General features: G+C 46.0%; 17 protein-coding genes. 12 read left to right on the top strand and 5 right to left on the bottom strand.

Annotated elements, in window-relative coordinates; all coding sequences use genetic code 11:
• Positions 1 to 4: 4 nt before the first annotated feature.
• The 3 genes from IS446_RS12835 to ribD are packed head-to-tail and all read right to left on the bottom strand — an operon-like array spanning position 5 to position 2,576.
• Positions 5 to 874, bottom strand: coding sequence for an EamA family transporter (locus tag IS446_RS12835; RefSeq protein WP_203061147.1), 870 nt, complete (start codon positions 872 to 874; stop codon positions 5 to 7).
• Positions 871 to 1,494, bottom strand: a complete 624-nt coding sequence (locus IS446_RS12830; RefSeq protein ID WP_203061146.1) for an HAD family hydrolase — start codon at positions 1,492 to 1,494, stop codon at positions 871 to 873. Before IS446_RS12830 ends, IS446_RS12835 begins: the two co-directional genes overlap by 4 nt.
• 14 nt (positions 1,495 to 1,508) lie before the next feature.
• The gene (gene ribD / locus IS446_RS12825; protein ID WP_203061145.1) at positions 1,509 to 2,576 is read right to left on the bottom strand and encodes a bifunctional diaminohydroxyphosphoribosylaminopyrimidine deaminase/5-amino-6-(5-phosphoribosylamino)uracil reductase RibD; all 1,068 of its coding nucleotides are present in this window, start codon (positions 2,574 to 2,576) and stop codon (positions 1,509 to 1,511) included.
• Between the two features lie 29 nt (positions 2,577 to 2,605).
• On the opposite strand from ribD, the gene IS446_RS12820 reads away from it, so the two are divergent.
• Genes IS446_RS12820 through IS446_RS12800 form a run of 5 tightly spaced genes read left to right on the top strand, consistent with a single transcriptional unit; the run spans position 2,606 to position 7,216 of the window.
• Positions 2,606 to 3,091 (top strand): GNAT family N-acetyltransferase, encoded by a 486-nt coding sequence (locus IS446_RS12820; RefSeq protein WP_203061144.1) that lies wholly within the window; start codon positions 2,606 to 2,608, stop codon positions 3,089 to 3,091.
• A 7-nt stretch (positions 3,092 to 3,098) separates the two neighbouring features.
• Positions 3,099 to 3,965, top strand: a complete 867-nt coding sequence (gene prmC / locus IS446_RS12815) for a peptide chain release factor N(5)-glutamine methyltransferase (protein ID WP_203061143.1) — start codon at positions 3,099 to 3,101, stop codon at positions 3,963 to 3,965.
• Positions 3,962 to 4,543 carry an LOG family protein gene (locus IS446_RS12810; RefSeq protein WP_203061142.1) on the top strand — a complete coding sequence of 194 codons (582 nt, stop codon included), beginning with the start codon at positions 3,962 to 3,964 and terminating at the stop codon, positions 4,541 to 4,543. The genes prmC and IS446_RS12810 overlap by 4 nt, the downstream gene beginning before the upstream one ends.
• Positions 4,544 to 4,547: 4 nt before the next feature.
• Positions 4,548 to 6,548: an NAD-dependent DNA ligase LigA gene (gene ligA / locus IS446_RS12805; protein ID WP_203061185.1), complete on the top strand. Its 2,001-nt coding sequence runs from the start codon at positions 4,548 to 4,550 to the stop codon at positions 6,546 to 6,548.
• Positions 6,545 to 7,216 (top strand): hypothetical protein, encoded by a 672-nt coding sequence (locus tag IS446_RS12800; protein WP_203061141.1) that lies wholly within the window; start codon positions 6,545 to 6,547, stop codon positions 7,214 to 7,216. The genes ligA and IS446_RS12800 overlap by 4 nt, the downstream gene beginning before the upstream one ends.
• Here IS446_RS12800 and IS446_RS12795 read toward each other — a convergent pair.
• Both IS446_RS12795 and IS446_RS12790 read right to left on the bottom strand, forming a co-directional pair.
• Complete coding sequence (locus tag IS446_RS12795) at positions 7,203 to 8,111, bottom strand: bifunctional metallophosphatase/5'-nucleotidase (protein WP_203061140.1); 909 nt, start codon at positions 8,109 to 8,111, stop codon at positions 7,203 to 7,205. The genes IS446_RS12800 and IS446_RS12795 overlap by 14 nt on opposite strands.
• Positions 8,112 to 8,123: 12 nt before the next feature.
• A complete protein-coding gene (locus tag IS446_RS12790; protein ID WP_235996493.1) occupies positions 8,124 to 8,888 on the bottom strand; it encodes a 5'-nucleotidase C-terminal domain-containing protein in 765 nt (254 codons plus the stop codon).
• A 66-nt stretch (positions 8,889 to 8,954) separates the two neighbouring features.
• Between IS446_RS12790 and IS446_RS12785 the strand changes: the two genes are divergently transcribed.
• From IS446_RS12785 to recN, 7 genes are all read left to right on the top strand, one after another.
• Positions 8,955 to 9,479, top strand: coding sequence for a DUF6913 domain-containing protein (locus IS446_RS12785; protein ID WP_203061138.1), 525 nt, complete (start codon positions 8,955 to 8,957; stop codon positions 9,477 to 9,479).
• A 2-nt stretch (positions 9,480 to 9,481) separates the two neighbouring features.
• A complete protein-coding gene (gene dapA, locus IS446_RS12780; RefSeq protein ID WP_203061137.1) occupies positions 9,482 to 10,372 on the top strand; it encodes a 4-hydroxy-tetrahydrodipicolinate synthase in 891 nt (296 codons plus the stop codon).
• Between the two features lie 191 nt (positions 10,373 to 10,563).
• Entirely contained in the window at positions 10,564 to 11,370 is an 807-nt protein-coding gene (locus IS446_RS12775) for an outer membrane protein assembly factor BamD (RefSeq protein ID WP_203061136.1), read from the top strand.
• Between the two features lie 8 nt (positions 11,371 to 11,378).
• Entirely contained in the window at positions 11,379 to 11,702 is a 324-nt protein-coding gene (locus IS446_RS12770) for a DNA-directed RNA polymerase subunit omega (RefSeq protein ID WP_203061135.1), read from the top strand.
• Positions 11,703 to 11,705: 3 nt separating this feature from the next.
• Positions 11,706 to 12,926, top strand: a complete 1,221-nt coding sequence (coaBC, locus tag IS446_RS12765) for a bifunctional phosphopantothenoylcysteine decarboxylase/phosphopantothenate--cysteine ligase CoaBC (RefSeq protein WP_203061134.1) — start codon at positions 11,706 to 11,708, stop codon at positions 12,924 to 12,926.
• A complete protein-coding gene (gene porD / locus IS446_RS12760; protein ID WP_203061133.1) occupies positions 12,910 to 13,797 on the top strand; it encodes a type IX secretion system protein PorD in 888 nt (295 codons plus the stop codon). The genes coaBC and porD overlap by 17 nt, the downstream gene beginning before the upstream one ends.
• A gap of 56 nt (positions 13,798 to 13,853) precedes the next feature.
• On the top strand, positions 13,854 to 15,515 hold the full coding sequence (gene recN, locus IS446_RS12755; protein ID WP_203061132.1) for a DNA repair protein RecN: 1,662 nt from the start codon (positions 13,854 to 13,856) through the stop codon (positions 15,513 to 15,515).
• Positions 15,516 to 15,519 lie beyond the last annotated feature (4 nt).

Genomic DNA, 15,519 nt, shown 5'->3' with positions numbered 1-15,519 from the left:
CTTGTCAGGTTTTGGGTAATGAAATAAGGATGATGCTAACGATAGCAAGGGCTACTCCCAGCCAGTTTCTTGGTCGGAGTCGTTCTCCGAACAAAGCAATACCTAAAAGCGTTGTGAGCATAACGATCGCAACATTATTAATAGAGAATACTACAGAACTTTCCATAGTGTCCTGTCCCAGGGCTTTTAAGATAAAGTATATCGAAAAGTAATTGGGAATTCCCAGGGCAAAGCCTCCAAGGATATCTTTCGGTCTGAAGGGCTGTCGGTGCAATAGGGTTCGGAAAAGAAGTATAACGGTTCCTGCGATCGCAGCAATAGCAAAAATGCTCGAGGAATACAGCGGGAACTCCCTTGGGGCAACGTACTTCGATTCCAGGTACTTAAGCGTGGTGTCGATAATGCCCGAACCAGCAAATAGCAGGAGGGGCAGGAGCAGGTCTCTTCTGCTCAGGCGGGTTTCTTCTTTTTTTGCCGATACCAGGTATACTGCAGCCAGCGCTAAAAGTATCCCTGCGATCTTCACAGGGTTTAGCGATTCCTTATACGCTATGATACCGAACATCACCGGAATAATTAGCGACATCTTTCCGGCGACCGAGGCAACACTTAGTCCGATCTGTTGTGCGGTTCGGGCCATGACCATAAAGATCACAATGAACATGAGACCTAAAAAGATCGTTCCCGGAAACCAGGGGCTGTTGGTGATATCCTTTAGGTTCCAGGGTGCGTCGTACATAAGTAACCCGGTGACACAGGCGACCAGATAATTGATCACAATGGCGTTAAAGGTGTTTACCTGAAACCTGTTAAAGAGTTTGAAGATCACGAAAAGTGAACTCGATACCAGAATACTTAGAACGAGATAGATCACAGGGGAAGGTCTTTAGAAAATAATTGGGTAACGTCTTCTTTTCCGGGTTGGAGGTTCCAGGTGTGCAGTCCAATGCTCGCTGCCGAATCGGTATTTTCCGGAAGGTCGTCTACAAACAGGGTTTCTGATACTTCCAGCTTGTTCTCTTCAATAACAAAATTGTAGATCTCGGCATCGGGTTTTCGCATGCCTATTTCATGAGAAAGGTAGAACTGTTCAAATTGCCCTTTGAAGCGTTCAAAGAGTGGCATCCCTGTGTTGATCAATACCTGTTCCATATGAAGGGCATTTGTATTGCTTAGCAGGAATAGGCGGTATTTACCGCTGGCTGACAGGGATTCAAGGAAGTCAACGCGGAAGTCAGGAAGGTCCAGGATGATCGAATTCCATACCCTGATCAGGTCTTTTTCATGAGCGCCCGGTATCTTATCCAGGTAATGTGCTACAAAGGCGTCGGTATCGATCTGGCCTGTTTCGTAATTCTTATTGGCTTTGTCGGTCTCAGGGTCCAGGCTAAAATGAGGGTCCAGTTCGAAGATCCCTTTTAGCGGCGCTTCTTTGTCGAGGTTGATGAATATATCGCCAAAGTCAAAAATGATGTTTTTTATCTTCTCGTTCATGTGCGTTTTAAATGCTATTCTTCTGAATGGGTGATCACGGTGAGGGTATCGCTGCCTATTTGTGATACGACCCTTTTTCGGCCGTTAATATCCGGAGCTGTAATGCCATGATCCAGGCTGACAGGGGATTTGAAGATCCTGGCTTCATCCCAGAGTCCGCTCTCGATAAATCCCTTTAAGGTAGTGGCTCCTCCCTCTATGATCATACTTTGAATGTTTCTTGCATAAAGGGCTTTTATGAGTTGCTGCTCGTAAGGCAGTTCCTTGTTTAAAATACAAACTTCCAGCTGGTTGGTATTGCTGTTGTTGTAATGAGCTTCGTTCTCGGTGAACACGAGGGTAGGCGTGCTGCCATCGAGAAGGTGGCTTTTCTGAGGTACCTTTCCGTGTTTGTCTATAAATACGCGTAGTGCATGGGCTCCAAACCAGTCTCTGGTGGTCAGGCTGGGATTGTCTGCAAGTACCGTCGTGGTTCCGACTAATATCGCCTGTTCTTCACTCCGCCATTTATGCACCAATTGTCGGGAGGCTTTACCGCTTAGCCATACCGGTTCGGGATGCAGGGAGCTTCTTTGTTCCGGGTCCGGAGCGATGAATCCGTCCTGGCTTTCTGCCCATTTAAGAATAATGTAAGGGCGTTTTTTTTCATGAAAGCAAAAAAAGCGTTTGTTCGATGCCCTGCACGCTTCTTCCAGCACTCCGGTTATGACTTCACAACCACTGTCCTCGAGTTTTTGTATGCCTTTTCCGCTAACCGCCTTATTGCTGTCTGTAGCGCCGATCACCGCTTTTGGGATTCCCATGTCTGCTATGAGGTTGGCACATGGTGGTGTCTTACCGTAATGAGAGCATGGCTCCAGGGTAACGTAAATGGTCGATGACCTGAGTAACTCCTTGTTGGCTACTGCATTGATGGCATTGACCTCGGCATGCGGGCCTCCTGCCGCACTGGTATATCCCTCGCCAATGATCTTGTCTTTATGGACGATCACGCAGCCTACAGACGGATTAGGATAGGTGTTCCCCAGTCCGTTTTTAGCGAGTTCAAGGCATCGGTTTATGTAGAATTCATGTATCTTCACCCTCGCAAAATTACTATTTTAAATCTGCTATGAGTAGCATAGTGATAAGAGAAATACAGCCGGAAGATAATAAACAAGTGGCAACCGTGCTTCGCACCGTGCTCGAAGAACTTGGAGTGCCAAAGGTAGGTACGGCCTATGCCGACCCTGCAGTGGACGAAATGTACGAGACCTACAACACCGATAGGGCCGTTTACCTGGTGCTCGAGCAAGACGGTGTTGTTTTGGGCGGTGTTGGAGTGGCACAACTCGAGAATTATGACGGACCGGTTTGTGAGCTTCAAAAAATGTACTTCCGTTCCGAAGTAAGAGGAAAGGGGTATGGCAGGCAAATGATCCTGGCGTGTATGGATTATGCACGTAAGTTCGGATTTGAACAGATGTACATAGAAACCATGCCGTATATGAAGCAGGCTCAAAAGCTATATGTAAAGAACGGCTTTCGTTATATTGATAAACCCATGGGCGATACAGGGCATTCGGCCTGCCCTGTTTGGTTGCTAAAAGATCTCTGACCAGCCTATGAACCTCGAAACCTTTCAACGTCAAACTACCGAAGCGCTTACTGCTATTTACGGCAGGGAAGAGGCTTCTTCTTTGTGTAAGGTTATGATAACCGAAGTGCTGGGTTACAAGCCTTTTGAGATGAGCCTGAGGCGTTCAGAAGTCTTAGAAAGCGAAGATCTCCTGTGTCTGCAACAGGTGGTTGAACGATTGTTGGCTCATGAGCCTCTGCAATACATCTTGGGAAGGGCCTGGTTCGGGGGGATGCATTTACAGGTAAATAAACATACCTTAATTCCGCGGCAGGAAACCGAAGAGTTGGTAGCCTGGATCACCGGCGATGGTGTTGTGCCCGGAGCTGCAATACTCGATATTGGTACCGGGTCAGGGTGTATCGCCATTGCCCTGGCAAAAGCGTTTGAAAAGGTCAATATCGATGCCGTAGATGTGAGTACAGAAGCACTTAAAGTAGCTCGTGAAAATGCAAGGGAACAGGGGGCAGAAGTACGGTTTTTGCAAAAGGATATTCTGGAGGTTGCCTCGCTGGCTGATCTTCGTGACCGGGAGGATGACCCGTCTTACGAGGTGATCGTGTCCAATCCGCCCTATGTAAGAAACCTTGAAAAAGAAGAGATCGCACCTCATGTTTTGGATCATGAGCCGGGGTCGGCACTTTTTGTGTCTGATGACGATCCGTTGATCTTTTACCGGAAGATCGCATCCCTGGCCTATGCCAATTTATTGAAAGGGGGGCGACTTTATTTTGAGATCAATCAGTATCTTGGTCCGGAAACAGAAGCCTTGTTGCGGGAGACCGGATTTACTGAAGTGGAGCTCAGGAAAGATCTGTTAGGTAATTTCAGAATGATAAAAGCTGTAAAATGAAGAGTATAGCAGTGTTTTGCGGAAGTGCTCCCGGGAATGAAGCGTCTTTTAGGGAAGAAGCATATGGCCTGGGGCAACTCCTGGCCCGTGAGGAGATCCGACTTGTTTACGGGGGTGGTAAGAATGGCCTTATGGGATGTGTTGCCGATGGTGTGCTTGATGCCGGCGGAACTGTAACGGGGGTGATCCCTGAATTTTTAAAGAAAGAAGAAGTGGTGCACACCAGACTAACAGAGCTGGTGACAACAGAAAATATGCATGAGCGTAAGCTTATCATGAATGAAAGAGCAGATGGGTTCATAACCCTTCCCGGAGGATTCGGAACCCTGGAGGAGCTTTTTGAGATCATCACCTGGTCTCAGTTAGGTCTGCATCATAAGCCTGTAGGAGTATTGAATTGCGGAGGGTACTATGACCATCTTTTTGCCCTGCTGGATCATATGGTTGCCCATGGCCTCTTAAAGCCGCAATTCCGAAGCCGACTCTTAGAGAGTGAATCAAAGAATGAATTGTTAACATCAATGCGAAACTGGAAGGCTCAAGATGCCCGAATTCGCATCACCAAAGATCGAGTATAACCATATGGACGCGATCCAGAAGATCAAAGCGCTGAGAGAAGAACTCAGCAAACACAACTACCTGTACTACGTATTAGATACTCCCGAAATAAGCGATTACGAGTTCGATATGAAACTTCGTGAATTGCAACAACTCGAAGCAGCACATCCTGAGATGTACGATCCCAATTCACCAACGGTGCGCGTTGGGGGTGCTGTTACCAAAAAGTTCGAGACTGTTGCTCATGAGCATCGAATGTATTCGCTTGATAATTCGTATTCCCGCGAAGACCTCGAAGATTGGGAGAAGCGAATTGAGCGTGTGCTGGGTGCGGCCAATGTGTCGTTTACCTGTGAGCTTAAATACGATGGCGCTTCGATTAGTCTTACCTATGAAAATGGGGAGTTGGTGCGAGCAGTAACACGTGGTGATGGAATGCAGGGCGACGATGTCACCAATAATGTGCGTACCATTCGATCTGTGCCATTAACGCTTAAGGGTGGCGATCATCCTGAGCGTTTTGATATCCGGGGAGAGATCATTCTGCCATTAGAGGGCTTCGCTAAGATGAATGCCGAGCGTATTGCCGAAGGGGAAGATCCGTATATGAATCCGAGAAATACGGCTAGTGGGAGTTTAAAGCTGCAGGATAGTTCAGAGGTGGCAAAACGACCGCTGGAATGTTTCCTGTACAACCTGGCCGGTAATAACCTGGGTGTGACCACCCAGTATGAGGGCTTGGAGAAAGCCCGGGAATGGGGGTTTAAGGTTCCGGAAGCAGCAACACATTGTAAGAATCTGAAAGAGGTTCTTGCGTATGTAGATCATTGGGAGCAGCATCGTCATGAGCTGCCCTATGAGATCGATGGGGTCGTTGTTAAGGTCAATGATCTGAACCAGCAAGAAGAGTTGGGTTATACCGCCAAATCGCCGCGATGGGCCATGGCGTACAAGTTTAAGGCAGAGCAGGCTGCAACCATTTTGGAGCATATTTCCTACCAGGTGGGGCGAACAGGTGCCATAACTCCTGTTGCCAATCTTAAGCCGGTGCTTCTTGCAGGAACTACCGTAAAAAGGGCTTCGCTCCACAACGCCGACCAGATCCAGAAACTGGATGTCAGGGAGGGTGATACCGTATATGTTGAAAAGGGTGGGGAGATCATTCCTAAGATCACGGGAGTCGATTTTTCCAAGCGATCCAAAGAAATGCTGCCTACCAATTATATCTCTGAATGCCCTGAATGTGGTACTGCCCTGGTGCGAAAGGAAGGGGAAGCACAACACTACTGCCCGAACACTTATGGGTGTCCGCCCCAGATCACCGGGAGGATCCAGCATTTTATTTCCAGAAAGGCTATGGATATAGAAGGGCTTGGTGGAGAAACTGTAGAATTGCTGTTCAAGGAGGGGCTCATTGAAAATTACGCCGATCTTTATGAACTTACAAAAGAGCAGGTGATCCCGTTGGAGCGCATGGCAGAGAAATCGGCAGAGAATCTGATCATGGGTATCGCGAATTCCAGGGAAATTCCCTTTGAGCGCGTGCTCTTTGCTTTGGGAATTCGATTTGTAGGCGAAACCGTTGCCAAGAAGCTCGCCAGAAACTTCCGGACGGTTGATGCTCTTGCAAAAGCAGATGTAGCGCAATTGGTCGCTGTAGATGAGATCGGGATCAAGATCGCTGAAAGTGTAGTAGAATTCTTTAAAAATGAAAAAAATATCGAAATTGTAGAACGTCTTCGCAATTATGGTGTTAAATTAGAGATGCCTGAAGGAGAAGGAGTTCCGTCGAGCGAGCGTTTCAAGGGAATGAATTTTGTGGTTTCCGGAGTGTTTGCCGAAATTAGCAGGAACGACCTCAAAAAACTTATTGAGGACAATGGGGGTAAAGTAGCTTCTTCCATCTCTTCGAAGACCACGTATTTGGTCGCCGGTGATAAAATGGGGCCAAGCAAACGTGAGAAGGCAGAAAAACTGGATGTTCCAATCATCAGCGAAGAAGAATTCATGAATATGCTCGAATGAAAAAATTCTTACAATGGAAGTGGTATTTACTGTTAAGCCTGCTCTACATGCTGGCTACAGTTTTTGAGTGGGAGCCGGTGAGGGATCTGCTCCGGCTCGGATTGCTTCCGTTGGTTTTTGGTTTTTACGCCAGTCGTCATTCCAAACTAAGTGGGTGGGTGTGGGCAATCCTTGGAGGATACTACATTGCCGATGTGCTTCAGCCCTGGACGACTCCTGTTATAGCGCCTATTATCCTGATAGGGTATTCGATCGGTCATCTCATCATTTCATATATATGCTACCGTTGTATGGAAGATTTTAATGTGAAGCGTATTCTCTTTTCAGCCATCCCGTTTATCGCCTTGTGGCTCATTTACTTTAATTATAGTATGAAAGATATCTTCGGAGCACAGATGGGTGAATCCTATCCGTATATTATGGCCTATGCGATACTTTTAAGCGTCTATTTTATCATTACGCTTATCAAGTTCTTTAATGATGAGCAAAAGGTGTTTCTCTATCTGGTGATCGTGGCACTTACCTTTGTGGGGCGTTATATCGTAATGGGAATGTATTATTACGTAACACCGGCCTTGATCTTTGAGATCTCCTTTTCATTTGCGACTGCGGCAGGTTACTTTTTCCTGATGCGTTTTGTAGATGAGTTTGACTTTAAACGTATATAACCTCTGCGCCTGTTTTTTTCTTTCCCTGTTCGAAGAAGAAATCTACCCGACCCACAAGAATACCATGGCACCCTGCCTGGTTGATCACAACTGATTCTCCGTCCAGGTCTTTTACGATCTCGGGTTGTTCCATAAAGGTGTGCGTGTGTCCTCCTATGATCAGATCGATATTGCGGCTTTGAGCGGCCAGGGTACGATCACTTACCTTATCAGACTCGTAAGCATATCCGAGGTGAGACAGGCAGATGATGAGGTCACATTGTTCCTCTTCACGAAGAATGCGGGTCATGTCTTGTGATATCTCAACAGGGTCTAAATATTTGGTTTCCTTGTAGTGTTTGGAATTTACCAGGCCTTCGAGCTGTATGCCCAATCCGAACACACCGATCTTAATGGCTCCTCTTTGAAAGGTCTTGTAAGGAGATACGAGTCCGTCGAGTACCGTATTCGAAAAATCGTAATTAGCGTTTACAAAAGGAAATTTTGCATGGGGTAGCTGGGCATAAAACCCTTCTATGCCGTTGTCGAAATCATGATTTCCCAGGGTAGCTACATCATAACCCAGTTTGCTCATGAGCTTAAATTCGAGTTCTCCTCCATAGAAGTTGAAGTAGGGTGTGCCCTGGAAGATGTCTCCGGCATCAAGTAAGAGGTTGTTAGGATTCTCCCGGCGTATCTGTTCGATAAGGGAAGCGCGTCTTGCCACTCCTCCCATATTGGCGTATTGTGCGTGGTCGGCCGGGAAGGGGTCTATATGACTGTGTACATCGTTAGTGTGCAATATGGTAACGTGGTACTGTTTTGGGTCGGTCTTGCAACTTTGCCATCCCAGGGCTCCCGATCCTAAAATTACCGAACCGGCCAGGGTCTGTTTTATAAATGTTCTTCTTTTCATAACGGTCTCAGCTTAATTAATAATAGCGAATCGCTTGTCTGTCGCTGCCCGAAGGGTGTCGGTCTTTTCAAAATAATCGATCATTGCATTGCGAATGAGATAATCCAATTCATAACGCTGTATGGGGTTGCCAAAGAATTTCATATTGTCGCCCATGTTAGCGAGGTAGTTGGAGGTTGCTACAAAATAGGTGTCTCCTTTTTTGGGATCACGGCCGTTCACCTTGTATTCCAGAAGCTCTCCGTTCTCATTGATCGAAATGGTGAGTCCGCTAAATGGGTGCGGGCGATTTGATCGTACGAGGTAGTCAACCATTTCATTTAGTTTCTCGCTGCTTATCTCCAGTACGTTGATGGTGTTTTCAAAAGGCATGACCTCATAGGCTGTTCTGCGGGTTACGGGGCCTTGTGAGATCACAGCGCGTATCCCACCGTGGTTGATCAGGACCATATCGATCTTTTTCCCTGTTCGCGATTCGAAGATCGGAGCGCCTTGTTCGTAAATGATATCGCAGAGCAGATTTCCTATGGCTGTATTGTATTGGCCGTCGCTCTTCGATAAGGTGGTAGGGGCATAGCACAGGGGTTCTGCCAATACCGAATCGAGGTGTTTCCTGTAAGGAGCTACAAATTGCTCCAGGCTGTCTGGCTTTTCCAGTACTTCAGTAACTTCGATCTCTTCCCAGGAGACCTTTTCCAAATGTTTGTTTTCTTGCTTGCAACTTACAACACCTACAAGTGTTATAAATACAACAAAATGTTTCAAAAAAATACGCATGACTGTTGTAAATTTGAGAACGATAACCATTAAAATTTTACCTTTGTCTCCAAATCTTAAAGATAGATGATTTTCAGGAGTTTAAAGGAAAAGGCCATAAATAAAATCATTAAAAAGGAGCTCGGAAATGCCGTGGTTCCTGGCAATACGGATAAAAAGGGGATTAATACCCTGGCGATCATTATCGATTACGATAAGCTTTCCGATTTTAAGCCGTTAATGAATTTGGCATCAGCTTTGGGTGTAGACAACAACAGTGTTTACATCCTGGGGCACGTAGAAAAGGTGTATAAGAATGTGAATTACCTTATTCCTGTGTTCGCTTCAAGTTCTGTAAAGTCTAATGGTACGGTCCGGACGCCTGAAGCAAAGGAGTTTTTAACCCGGGATTACGACCTGTTGGTGAATTATTATTCAGGTGCTGAAAGTGTGATGCATTTGGTTTCGGTGTTGACAAGGGCTTCCTTTAAGGTAGGTCTTGGTGAGGCTAATTCCGGTATCAATGATCTTACCCTAATGGTTGGAGAGAATGATCTGGAGGGGTTTCAGAAAGAGTTGGTAAAGTATTTAAGGATCTTAAATAAATTGTAAGGATGAAATCATTTACAGGAACAGGTGTAGCGCTGGTTACACCGTTCAGGCACGATCTAAGTGTTGATGTGCGCTCACTGGAGCGTTTGGTGGAGTATGCTGTTGCCGGAGGTGTCGACTACCTCGTGGTATTGGGAACTACCGGAGAGCCGGCTACCCTTACCGCAGAAGAGCAGCAATTGGTGAAGGATACCGTGATTCGGGTTAATGCCGGCCGTTTGCCTCTTGTTTTGGGTGTAGGCGGTAATAATACCGCGGCCGTTGTAAAAGCGCTCAACAAAGAAGCGCTTAATGGTTTCGATGCCGTATTATCGGTATCTCCTTATTATAACAAACCTACGCAGGAAGGTATTTATAAGCATTTCGAGCAGGTAGCCCTGAACTCCCCACTGCCGGTTATCCTTTATAATGTTCCGGGCAGAACCGGGTCTAATATGCTCCCGGAAACCGTAATTCGTCTGGCAGAGAAATTTGGCAACATCATCGGTATTAAAGAAGCTGCGGGTGACCTTGTTCAGGCTTTTAGATTGCTTAAAGGTGTGCCGGATGATTTTATGGTGATCTCAGGAGACGATATGCTTACCTTGCCTATGACGCTTAGCGGAGGGGCAGGAGTGATCTCGGTTATCGCACAAGGACTTCCCGAAAAGTTCACTGCTATGGTCAATGCAGCGCTCGAGGGTAATCTCGAGAAGGCCAATGCCCTCCATTACGATCTCATGGATATTATCGATCTTATTTTTGAGGAAGGGAATCCTGCCGGGATCAAAGCGGTACTGGAACAACTTGATATTGTCGAGAGTGCTGAGGTTCGCCTCCCTTTGGTAGTGGCAACTTCAGAATTGCGTTCCAGGATCTCCAGATACCTTCAGGTAGGTACGGCATTTACCTGATCCGGGACATGAACAAATACATGGAAAGGTTTTAGCAATATCCTTGTTAAAGCCTTTTTTTATGCTAAATTGCCAAAATACAGGCGGGCGTTAAAGTTGTATTAATCTGTTTTAACTTTAACTTGCCTGTTTTACTTTTAGTACGGATTAAATAGTTTTTTAATTTTAAGATATTTATCTAATTTTGCCCGATGATTAAAAAGTACCTACCCCTTATTGCCGGTATATTGACCACTGTGCTATTGTCTTCATGTAGTGAGTATCAGAAAGTGCTCAAGGAAGATGATATGAAGCAGAAATACGATATGGCTGAAAAGCTGTATAATGAAGGTGATCACAGAAAGGCCTTAAGGCTTTTTGACCAGATCGTTCCTAACTATATTGGTAAGCCACAGGGAGAGCGATTGATCTATTTCTATGCAGACAGTTATTACCAGGTAGGTCAGTACTATCAGTCTTCCTACCAGTTCGAACGTTTTTCGAAGTCATACCCAAAGAGTGAAAAAGCAGAAGAAGCTTCTTTTTTGGGTGCAAAGAGTAAGTTTCTTACCGCTCCGAAATACAGTCTGGATCAGGAATTAACACGGGAGGCTTTAACTGGATTGCAGGCTTTTATAAATTCGTATCCTCAATCCCAGCACCAGGAAGAAGCCAATGCCATGGTGCAGGAGCTTAGAAATAAGCTGGATAAGAAAGCTTTTGAAATAGCGAAACAATACAACACCATATCCGATTATTTTGGTTCGATAAAGGCTTTTGAGTTATTTTTAAAAGATCATCCCGGTTCAGCATACCGTGAAGATGCGCTTTTTAATAAGTATCTTGCAGAATATAACCTTGCCTCGAACAGTATTTTAAGTAAGAGGGAAGAGCGATATAATAACGCTGTAGCTACCTATGAGACCCTCATAAAGGATTATCCTGAGGGTAGTTATCGCGAAGAGGCCGATAAAATGCTGGCCGATATACAGAGTGAATTAGAACAATTTAGTAAATAACGAAGATCATGAGCGAACTTAGAAATTCTGAAGCACCGGTTTCTACCATTACTTATAACCGTAATGAGGTGGATACCCCTACAGAAAATATCTACGAGGCTATTTCTGTGGTTGCTAAGAGAGCAAACCAGATCAATGCAGAAATTAAAAAGGAACTTATCGAAAAGCTCGAAGAGTTTGCAACCTATACCGACAGTCTCGAGGAGATCTTTGAGAATAAGGAGCAAATTGAAGTTTCTAAATTCTACGAAAAGCTTCCTAAGCCTCATGCCATGGCTATCGAGGAGTGGCTTAACGATAAGATCTATTACAGAAACACAGAAAAAGAGTAGGGCATGTCCATACTTAGCGGCAAAAAAGTTCTACTTGGAATATCCGGTGGTATAGCCGCATATAAATCGGCCATTTTGGTAAGATCACTTATCAAGGCCGGAGCAAGCGTTAAAGTGGTAATGACGGAGAGTGCTAAAGAATTCGTTACCCCTTTAACGCTTTCTACATTGTCTAAACATCCGGTGTTGTCATCTTTTGTAAATGAAGAAGATGAGAACGATGTATGGAACAGTCATGTAGACCTTGGGCTATGGGCAGACCTGATGGTGGTAGCTCCCGCTACTGCCAATACACTTTCGAAAATGTCCAATGGGGTTTGCGATAATCTCTTGCTGGCCACATACCTTTCTGCTAAATGTCCGGTTTTTGTAGCCCCGGCTATGGACCTGGATATGTACAAGCATCCCTCCACATCAAAATCACTTGAGAAATTAAGATCCTTCGGCAATACGGTGATCCCTGCCGGCACCGGCGAGCTAGCCAGCGGACTAGTGGGTGAGGGGCGTATGGCAGAACCTGATGATATTGTTGCTTTTATTTGTGATCATCTTAAGCGTCAGGCTCCGTTATTCGGTAAAAAGGTCTTGATCACGGCCGGGCCGACGCATGAACCCATCGATCCGGTGCGGTTTATCGGGAATCGCGCCTCCGGAAAAATGGGCTTTGAACTGGCGCACTGCGCAGCCGATATGGGTGCTGAGGTTACCCTTATTTCCGGACCGACCCATCTTGAAGTGGCCAATACAGAAATTACCCTGGTTAGGGTGGTAACGGCCAGAGATATGTACGAAAAGGTTCATGAGTACTATCCCCATACCGATATTGTGGTCATGGCGGCGGCAGTAGCCGATTTCCGTCCTTCAAAGGTTGCAGACCAAAAGATCAAAAAGAAGACCGCCAAAATGGAGATCGCCCTGGAGCCTACACAAGATATATTGGCATCCCTGGGTAAAGCAAAACAGGGGCAATACCTGGTAGGTTTTGCACTGGAAACGGAGAATGAGATGGAAAATGCACAAGGGAAGCTCGAGCGCAAGCACCTTGATGCTATCGTGTTAAATTCGTTAAATGATGAAGGAGCCGGTTTTGATAAACCGACAAATAAAATTACTTTTATCGATAACCGCGGAAAGTCTGTGCCGTTTGCCCTGAAGTCAAAGACCGAAGTGGCAGCCGATATCTTTAACCAAATCCTGCTGCGCTTAAATGCTCAAGAGAATTAACTTCCTTTTATTCCTGATCTTTGGTTATTGTGCCTTTGCACAGGAAATTAACTGCACCGTAATTGTAAATTCCGATCAGGTAGATCAGACCAATCAGCAGATCTTCAGAACCCTCGAGCGCTCCCTGAACGACTTCGTAAACCGCACGCGATGGACCAACATGCAGGTGGAGCCCGAAAAAAGAATAGAGTGCAGCATGCTGTTAACCATTACCGATTACGAGAACAGCAGCTTTAACGGTACCCTCCAGATACAGTCTAATCGAGAGGTGTTTAACAGCAATTACCAATCGCCGGTTTTTAATCACCGCGATAAACAATTCAGTTTTAATTACGTCGAATTTCAGCCGTTGTTCTTCAATCCTAATGTTTTTGATTCGAACCTCACCGCCGTGCTTACCTATTATATCTACGTGATCCTTGGCATCGATGCAGATACGTTTTCAAGAGAAGGGGGAACACCCTTCTTCAAGCAGGCGCAGAATATCGTAGGATTGGCGCAGGGAAGCGGATTTGCAGGTTGGCAACAAACCGACGGAAACCGAACCCGTTGGGAGCTTACCGATAACCTGTTGTCGAATACCTTTAGAGAATACCGTTTGGCGCTGTATAATTACCACCGCCTAGGGATGGACAACATGGCAGAAAATCCGATGCTGGGAAAACGGTCTGTTGCAGCTTCCATGAATTTATTTGCCCGTTTGAATCAGAACAGGCCTAATTCGTTCGTGTTGCAAACCTTCTTTGACGCGAAATCTGATGAGATCGCCAATATCTTTTCCGGTGGTCCTGCCATGGATACGGCCAAGCTGGTCGAAACTCTGGGAAACATAGCTCCGCTTTACACTGATACCTGGTCAAGGATCAAGTAAAATCTCTTTTTTTCGAGGGTAAAATACCTTTATATTTGGGGATAAAATTTTAAGTCTTGCTAAGATCTCTAAGTATTAAGAATTATGCCCTTATCGATACACTTCAAGTGAATTTCGATGGGGGATTTATCACCATAACCGGTGAAACAGGGGCCGGAAAATCCATTCTCCTAGGCGGACTCTCCCTGATCCTGGGGAAGCGAGCCGACCTGAACAGTCTCAGGGACCCGGAGTCAAAATGTGTTCTGGAAGCAGCCTTTGACGTACGTGGTTACGAACTGGCAGAATTCTTTGCGCAAGAAGATCTCGATTATGAGGAGCAAACAATTATCAGGAGAGAGATCCTGCCTAGTGGAAAATCAAGGGCTTTTATTAATGATACCCCAGTGACCCTGACCGTTCTTGCATCACTTGGGGAACAGCTGGTAGATATCCACTCCCAACACCAAACCCTGAGGCTTACAGAGAACGATTTTCAGTTCAGGTTTGTCGATGCCGTTGCCGGAGTGGGTGGCATGCTTCAGGATTACAGAAAGAAACTGCGCGCTTTCAGAAAAGAAGAAAAGCAACTCATGCAATTGCAGGAGCAGAAACAGCAGGCCATCAAGGAACATGATTACAACCAGTTTTTGCTCAATGAGCTCATCGAAGCAAAATTAGAACCCGGACTTCTTGAAGAGCTTGAAGGCACGTACGAACGCCTGAGTAATGTAGAGCTCATCAAAGAGCAGTTAGGCTATGGTACACAATTGCTCGAAGCAGAGCAATATGGCATCCTTAACCAACTTACCGACCTTAAGAATGCTGTAAATAAGCTGGCTTCTTTTGGGGAGGAATACAAAGAACTGGCCGGAAGAATAGCATCGGTTTTTCTCGAGCTCGATGATGCCGGGAATGAATTGATCGGCCTGGAGGGGAATTTGGAAGACGATCCTGCCCTGCTTGAGCAGGTAAACACCAGGTTACAACAACTCTATGACCTGCAAAAGAAGCATGGGGTGCAGGAAGTAGAAACACTAATGGAGATCAGAGATGCCCTTGAAGAGAAGGTAGTGGCCACCGAAGGACTTGACGAGGAGATCGCAAGGGCCGAGGCAAGGGTTGCAGCCCTTAGGGAGGAGCTTCATACCGCCGCCAAAGCCATTAGGGTGAAAAGAACCGAGGTGATCCCCGGTCTGAAGAAAGCGTTGGAGACAGCACTTATGCCCTTGGGAATGCCCAATGCACGTTTTGATATGGCCATCGTACCGGTTGATGAATTCAGACCTAATGGTATGGATGAACTCGAATTCCTTTTTTCTGCCAACAAAGGAGGTAGCTTTAATGAACTTAAGAAGGTGGCTTCCGGGGGAGAATTGTCGAGGATCATGCTGGTGATCAAATCCATGCTGGCGGGATATATGAAGCTCCCTACGATCATGTTCGATGAGATCGATACCGGAGTGTCGGGAGAGGTGTCTAACAAAATGGCAGCGATCATGCAAAAAATGAGCGCTTCCATGCAGGTGTTCACCATTACGCACCTCCCTCAGGTAGCAGCGCGGGGTAACCGGCAATTTAAGGTGTTTAAGGCAGAGGCCAATGGGCGAACCGTTACCGGGATCAAGGAACTGAGCGATGAGGAACGCGTTGAAGAATTGGCAGAAATGCTGGGCGGGAAGACCCTGACCGATTCTGCACTGGCTCATGCCAAGGAATTACTGGCCGTAAAAGAATAGGCTT

This window comes from Robertkochia sediminum (assembly GCF_016786255.1).
GTDB classification, from domain to species: Bacteria; Bacteroidota; Bacteroidia; order Flavobacteriales; family Flavobacteriaceae; genus Robertkochia; species Robertkochia sediminum.
The sequence above is the reverse complement of the archived record's forward strand: the minus strand, read 5'-3'. Positions and strand labels throughout refer to the sequence as shown.

Coding starts and splice junctions, on each gene's coding strand:
- dapA (WP_203061137.1), top strand. CDS start 9,482: ATGAAATCATTTACAGGAACAGGTGTAGCGCTGGTTACACCGTTCAGG.
- IS446_RS12775 (WP_203061136.1), top strand. CDS start 10,564: ATGATTAAAAAGTACCTACCCCTTATTGCCGGTATATTGACCACTGTG.
- IS446_RS12795 (WP_203061140.1), bottom strand. CDS start 8,111: ATGAAAAGAAGAACATTTATAAAACAGACCCTGGCCGGTTCGGTAATT.
- porD (WP_203061133.1), top strand. CDS start 12,910: ATGCTCAAGAGAATTAACTTCCTTTTATTCCTGATCTTTGGTTATTGT.
- IS446_RS12830 (WP_203061146.1), bottom strand. CDS start 1,494: ATGAACGAGAAGATAAAAAACATCATTTTTGACTTTGGCGATATATTC.
- IS446_RS12820 (WP_203061144.1), top strand. CDS start 2,606: ATGAGTAGCATAGTGATAAGAGAAATACAGCCGGAAGATAATAAACAA.
- IS446_RS12810 (WP_203061142.1), top strand. CDS start 3,962: ATGAAGAGTATAGCAGTGTTTTGCGGAAGTGCTCCCGGGAATGAAGCG.
- coaBC (WP_203061134.1), top strand. CDS start 11,706: ATGTCCATACTTAGCGGCAAAAAAGTTCTACTTGGAATATCCGGTGGT.
- IS446_RS12770 (WP_203061135.1), top strand. CDS start 11,379: ATGAGCGAACTTAGAAATTCTGAAGCACCGGTTTCTACCATTACTTAT.
- prmC (WP_203061143.1), top strand. CDS start 3,099: ATGAACCTCGAAACCTTTCAACGTCAAACTACCGAAGCGCTTACTGCT.
- ligA (WP_203061185.1), top strand. CDS start 4,548: ATGGACGCGATCCAGAAGATCAAAGCGCTGAGAGAAGAACTCAGCAAA.
- IS446_RS12800 (WP_203061141.1), top strand. CDS start 6,545: ATGAAAAAATTCTTACAATGGAAGTGGTATTTACTGTTAAGCCTGCTC.
- IS446_RS12790 (WP_235996493.1), bottom strand. CDS start 8,888: ATGCGTATTTTTTTGAAACATTTTGTTGTATTTATAACACTTGTAGGT.
- IS446_RS12785 (WP_203061138.1), top strand. CDS start 8,955: ATGATTTTCAGGAGTTTAAAGGAAAAGGCCATAAATAAAATCATTAAA.